At 47.9% G+C, this 5,888-nt stretch carries 5 protein-coding genes; all 5 read right to left on the bottom strand.

Annotated elements, in window-relative coordinates; all coding sequences use genetic code 11:
- Positions 1-326 precede the first annotated feature (326 nt).
- Genes sufU through sufC form a run of 5 tightly spaced genes read right to left on the bottom strand, consistent with a single transcriptional unit; the run spans position 327 to position 5,220 of the window.
- Positions 327-776, bottom strand: a complete 450-nt coding sequence (gene sufU / locus ACI4N7_RS08510; RefSeq protein WP_439732931.1) for a Fe-S cluster assembly sulfur transfer protein SufU — start codon at positions 774-776, stop codon at positions 327-329.
- Positions 776-2,008: a SufS family cysteine desulfurase gene (locus ACI4N7_RS08505; protein ID WP_439732930.1), complete on the bottom strand. Its 1,233-nt coding sequence runs from the start codon at positions 2,006-2,008 to the stop codon at positions 776-778. The genes sufU and ACI4N7_RS08505 overlap by 1 nt, the downstream gene beginning before the upstream one ends.
- Positions 2,008-3,051 (bottom strand): SufB/SufD family protein, encoded by a 1,044-nt coding sequence (locus ACI4N7_RS08500; protein ID WP_439732929.1) that lies wholly within the window; start codon positions 3,049-3,051, stop codon positions 2,008-2,010. The genes ACI4N7_RS08505 and ACI4N7_RS08500 overlap by 1 nt, the downstream gene beginning before the upstream one ends.
- 10 nt (positions 3,052-3,061) lie before the next feature.
- Positions 3,062-4,474 carry a Fe-S cluster assembly protein SufB gene (sufB, locus tag ACI4N7_RS08495; RefSeq protein ID WP_439732928.1) on the bottom strand — a complete coding sequence of 471 codons (1,413 nt, stop codon included), beginning with the start codon at positions 4,472-4,474 and terminating at the stop codon, positions 3,062-3,064.
- Between the two features lie 2 nt (positions 4,475-4,476).
- The gene (gene sufC / locus ACI4N7_RS08490; RefSeq protein ID WP_439732927.1) at positions 4,477-5,220 is read right to left on the bottom strand and encodes a Fe-S cluster assembly ATPase SufC; all 744 of its coding nucleotides are present in this window, start codon (positions 5,218-5,220) and stop codon (positions 4,477-4,479) included.
- Positions 5,221-5,888: the final 668 nt, after the last annotated feature.

The following is a 5,888-nucleotide window of genomic DNA, read 5'->3' as shown; positions in this document are numbered from 1 at the left end:
ATAAAAAAAGAGAACTGAAAAAAGCGCAAAGCGCTCCAGTTCTCATATTCCCCTTCATTGTAAAAACTAATTTATTTCTTTATTTATTATTATAATTATTATAATTATTATTTATTCTTTATTCATTATCCACTCCATTTCTTCTATTGTCAAATCTCAATTTATTGTTTTTCATTTTCTCTGCCAGCTGCTGTCTTTGCAGCATTGCATCATCCTGGTACATACGGGAATCATCACTTGTAATAACAGGCCTCAATACAGGCAGTTTCTCCAATAAAAAAACAGGGAACTCTATCATCACTTAGAGTTCCCTACTTTTATCCATATCAGTTGTTTTTCAGCTGTTTTTCTACTTTTTCCAATGCCATTTCCAAAGTATGCCATCCTAAAGTAGCACATTTGACACGGACAGGCATCTGGGAAATAGCCTTCAGGGTAATAGCCGCTTCCAGTTCTTCCAGCTGGGCGTCATCGGTCACTTTCCCGCGGATCATATCCAAGAAAAGACGGCAGAGGCGAAGGCCTTCTTCTACGGTTTTTCCCTGGAGAAGTTCAGCCATCATGGCGGTGGAGGCCTGGCTGATGGCACAGCCGGTACCGGTGTAGGCCAGGTCGGTAATCACTCCGTTTTCCACCTTGGCTTCGATATCGATATCATCTCCGCAGCTGGGGTTATGTCCATGCTCATGGACAGTGGGTTCATTGATTTTGCGTTTATTGGTCTTATCCTTATTGTATTCCAGGATCAGATCGGTGTAGAGCTGTTTTAATTCCATCAGTCATCATACCCCATTACTTTACGTACGTCTTTCAGTTCTCTGAGGAAATAGTCCACTTCTTCCTCCGTATTGTAGAAATAGAAGGAAGCACGGCAGGAGGCATTGATTCCCAGATAGTAGTGCAGCGGTTCTGCACAGTGGTGTCCGGTACGGATGCAGATGCCTTTTGCGGAAAGGATCTGCGCTACATCATGGGGATGGACGCCTTCCACTTCAAAGGCTACCAGCCCTTCTTTTTCTTCCGGATTGGTAGGTCCGATGATATGGATGAAGGGCAGTTTCTTCATGCCTTCCAGGCAGCGGGTGACAAGACGCCGTTCCTGGGCCCTGATTTCATCATAGCCGATGGCTTCTACATATTTGATTGCTGCTACCAGGCTGACGGCGCCTTCCACATACTGGGTGCCTGCTTCAAATTTGGCGGGCAGTTCAGCAAAGGTGGTTTCCTGTTCATGAACATCTTCAATCATGTCGCCGCCCATGAGGAAGGGTTCCATGTCATTGAGCAGTTCTTCTTTGCCATAAAGTACGCCGATGCCTCCCATAGAGCACATTTTGTGACCGGAGAAGGCAAAGAAATCGCAGTCCAGATCCTGTACATCCACTTTTTTATGTGGTGTGGACTGAGCACCGTCAAGAACGACCACCGCACCATGCGCATGGGCTCTCTGAATCAGAGGCTTGGGATCGAAATCAATGCCAAGCACATTGGATACTTCTGCAAAGGCAAAGAGTTTTACCCGGGGATCATCGATCTTTTTCAGTTCTTCTTCCGGGAAATGGCCGGTCTTCTTATCTACATAAATGTAGTCCAGCACGGCTCCGGTTTTCTGGGCTACCCGCTGCCAGGTAACCAGATTGGAATGATGTTCCGCAATGGTAATAAGAATATGGTCGCCTTTATGAATGTGGGTTTCTCCATAGGAGCGGGCCACCAGGTTCAGGGATTCAGTGGTATTTCTTGTGTAGATAATTTCCTTTGCACTTCTGGCATTCAGGAATTTCCGTACCACTTCCTTGGATGTATCATAGGCTTCGGAGGCGGAAATGGCAAAAATATGAGCGCCTCTGTGAGGATTCCCGTTTTCATGGACCACATAGTCTGCCACTGCATTGACCACAGGGAGCGGTCTCTGGGTGGTGGCGGCGTTGTCAAAATAGACAATCTGATGGCCGTTGACCTTGGTTGCCAGAATAGGGAAATCTTTTCTGATTAATTCACTGTTCATTATATCTCCTTCGAATCCAGTTTCTGCCTGAGTTCTGTTATAATTTCTTCTCTCACCGATTCATCCATACTGTCCACAATGGGGCGGATGAGGGCTTCTATCACAATTCTTCTGGCTTCTTCCAGAGAGAATCCACGGCTCATGAGGAAATAAATCGTATTGGCATCCAGCTGTCCTGCACTGGATGCATGGTTTCCCTGTACATCATCTTCCGTACAGAGGAGGAGCGGCAGGGAAATATTTTTCGTCCGGGGAGACAGCTGGATAGCATAGTCTCCTTCATCTCCCACAGAACCGCTGCAGCCCTTCTTGAAATCAAGAGTACCCCGGAAAATTTTCTTTGATTCATCATCCAGGGCGCCTTTTACATCGATTTCCGCATGGGTTTTCCTGCCCACGTGGTCAATGTGGTAAAAGAAGTCAAGGTGCTGCTTCTTCGTGCCTGCGTAGACTGCTTTTTCTGTCATAGCCGCATGATCGCCGGCCAGGAGGCCGTAGCTGTGGACATAAATATTCTCTCCGCCCAGTTCGGCAGCAGAAAAGTCAGCCCGTGCTCCCTCAGCCAGCACGGTATGACGCTGATCAAAAACAGCTACGCCGGAAAGGCCGCTTTCCAGACGGGACACCTTCAGCTGTGCCTTTTCTGCCAGCTCATAGTAAGCGCCCGCCAGACAGGTGCCTTTTTCCGTGTCCCCTTTCAGGATCCAGATAAGATTCAGATGTGCATTCTTCCCCAGATAAAAGAGGAAGGTGCCTTTAAAATCTGATTCTTCTCTGCTTCCCGTCAGTGTAATCGTCAGCTGTGCTTTTGTTTCAGCAGGAATAGTTATAGTATAATGACTGCCTTTTTCCAGAGCCTCTACGGTGGCTGCCGAAGCGCCCCGGAAATCGGAAGGAAGCGAGCCTCCCTCTTTCACATAGGAAAGATCGGAAAAAAGAGGAGCCTTCCCCTTCTCCGGTGCTTCAAAGGACACCGGTGTATCGTTCGTATGAAGATAACGGTATGTAAGAAGCGGCAGCCGGTTGATTCTGATTTCTTCCATAATGCCCTCCTTATCCTATAGCGCCTTCAAATTCAAGGTCAATGAGGCGGTTCATTTCCACTGCATATTCCAGCGGAAGCGCCTTGGAAATCGGTTCTGCAAATCCGCGGACCAGCATGGCCTTGGCATCTTCTTCTGAAAGCCCCCGGCTCATGAGGTAGTAAATATCCTCGTCCGGAATGCGTCCGATTTTCGCTTCATGCCCCAGATCGATATCGTCATTTTCAATGATAATATCCGGAATGGTATCGGAACGGGATTCATTGTCCAGCATAAGGGATTCACAGCTGATGGAACCTTTGGTTCCCCGGGCATTCGGTCCGATATAAACTACGCCGCGGTAAATGGCAGTGCCGCCTGCCTTGGAAATGGATTTGGAATTCACGGTCATAGACACGTCTTTTCCCAGGGCTTCCACCTTAGAGCCTGTATCCAGGAACTGTCCCTTTCCTGCAAACGTAATACCTGTAAATTCACAGGTGGAACGGTCGCCTTTCAGTACCGTATCCGGATAGAGGCAGGACGTATGGGATCCGAAGGAACCGGATACCCAGATCATATGACCATCCTCTTCCACCAGAGATTTCTTGGTATTCAGGTTGTACATGTTCTTTGACCAGTTTTCAATGGTGGAATAGCGGAGAGTGGCCCCTTTCTTGACGAAAAGCTCCACCGCCCCGGCATGGAGATTGGCCACATTGTAACGGGGTGCCGAGCAGCCTTCGATGAAGTGGCAGGACGCGCCTTCCTCTACAATGATGAGCGTATGCTCAAACTGGCCTGCACCCGGTGCATTGAGGCGGAAATAGCTCTGCAGCGGCATTTTCACATGAACGCCTTTGGGCACATACACAAAGGATCCACCGGACCATACCGCATAGTGAAGAGCCGCAAATTTATGATAGTTGGGAGTAATCAGTTTTCCGAAATAAGGTTTGATCAGTTCCGGATACTTTTTTACTGCCGTTTCAAAGTCAACATAAATGACTCCCTGTTCTTCCAGTTCCTTCTGGATATTGTGGTATACCACTTCGGAGTCATACTGCGCACCCACACCGGCCAGAGATTTCTTTTCCGCTTCCGGAATGCCCAGCCGGTCAAAGGTTTCCCTGATATTTTCCGGCAGGTCTTCCCAGCGGGCCTTCATATCCGTCTTCGGACGCACATAGGTATCGATATGCTCCATATCCAGTTCGGAAATATCCGGTGCCCAGGGCGGAACATCCAGCTTGTTGTATATTTTGAGGGCCTGCAGACGTTTTTCCAGCATCCACTCCGGTTCATCCTTTTCTTTGGAGATTTCCCGGATGACCTCTTCCGTCAGCCCTTTATCCGCCTTGTAGGAATATTCCACCTTATCTTTTACATCATAGATACTGCGGTTGATATCCTCTACCTGGCTTTTTTTCTTCTCTTCAGCCATGATTACACCTCACTGCGGTATGCATCAAAGCCGTTGGTTTCAATTTCATCTACCAGTTCCGGGCCGCCTTCCTTTACGATGCGTCCGTCAATGAGCACATGGACGAATTCAGGCGTAATGAATTTCAGGATCTGGTTCAGGTGCGTAATAATCAGGAGAGAATTGTTCTCGTTATGGTATTCGGAAATATTTTTGGAAACGATGCGCACAGCGTCCACATCAAGACCTGAATCGGTTTCATCCAGCATGGCCAGCTTGGGATCCAGAATGCGCATCTGCAGGATTTCGCTCTTCTTTCTTTCCCCGCCGGAAAAACCGTCATTCAGATAACGGTCTCCATAGGATGGATCCATTTCCAGATCTTCCATTCTTGCCTTCATGAGCCGTTTGAAAGGGAAAAGACGCTGCTGTTTCCCTGAAATAGTAGCTTTCGCCGTACGGATGAAGTTTTCCATGGTAATTCCTGCCACGGAAATCGGATTCTGGAAAGAAAGGAAAATGCCCAGTTTGGCTCTTTTATCTACAGACAGGCCGGTAATCTCCTGTCCTTCAAAATAAATATGTCCCTCAGTCACTTTGTAAACGGGATTTCCCATGATGGCGTGAAGCAGCGTTGACTTGCCTGCCCCGTTAACACCCATAATAACATGGACTTCCCCCTTGTTCACGGTGAGGTTAATGCCGTGGAGGAGTTCTTTCCCGCCTACGGAAACGTGGAGATTTTCCACGCGAAGCAATTCACTCATTTGATCACCTCATAATATATTGTAACCTGCATACGCCATGAAACGTATACAATTGAAATCTTATTCCATTTTATATTATTTATCTCTATATGTAAATACACCGGCTGCGTCAGAAAGCCCCTGCTCCCCGCCCGATTCCCCTCTGCAGACGCATTCCATCTAACTTTTTCAATATGTTTCCTGCATCATACGGATTTCGGGAGAATCTATGATAATATCATATATATGAAATAGGGGGACCTGTCTGCTGTCATAGGCGGGTTGTGCAGACGGGTTCTGAAACAGGGTTCAGCGAATGGTGGAAATTTTTCGTAAGATTGACCGGCCCTGCATGCAGTTTTTTTTATTTAACACCTGCCTGGTCGGCCCTTCCGGCATCTTACGATACTGCCTTTCCCCGGAAGAGGGCGGCACTATGGGTTTTGCGGGATTTCCTCCTGTATCTTCTCACTCAGAGCGCCGGCGAGGTATCCCGGTACATGACGCTTAAGAAGCGGATCGCATGGCAGGTCTGCAGGAAGGAGCCGTAGGATAAAGTAAAAAAGAGCGGAACCACGTCCGCTCTTTTTTTTATTATCTCCTGTAGTATCCCGGTCCGGGGCAGTAGTAGCCGCCCTGGTCATCGGAATTGGAGCTGCGGTAGCCGCCGCAGCCATAGCCTCTTCTGC

This window comes from Dialister sp., from assembly GCF_051885895.1.
Classification (GTDB): domain Bacteria; phylum Bacillota; class Negativicutes; order Veillonellales; family Dialisteraceae; genus Dialister.
The sequence above is the reverse complement of the archived record's forward strand: the minus strand, read 5'-3'. Positions and strand labels throughout refer to the sequence as shown.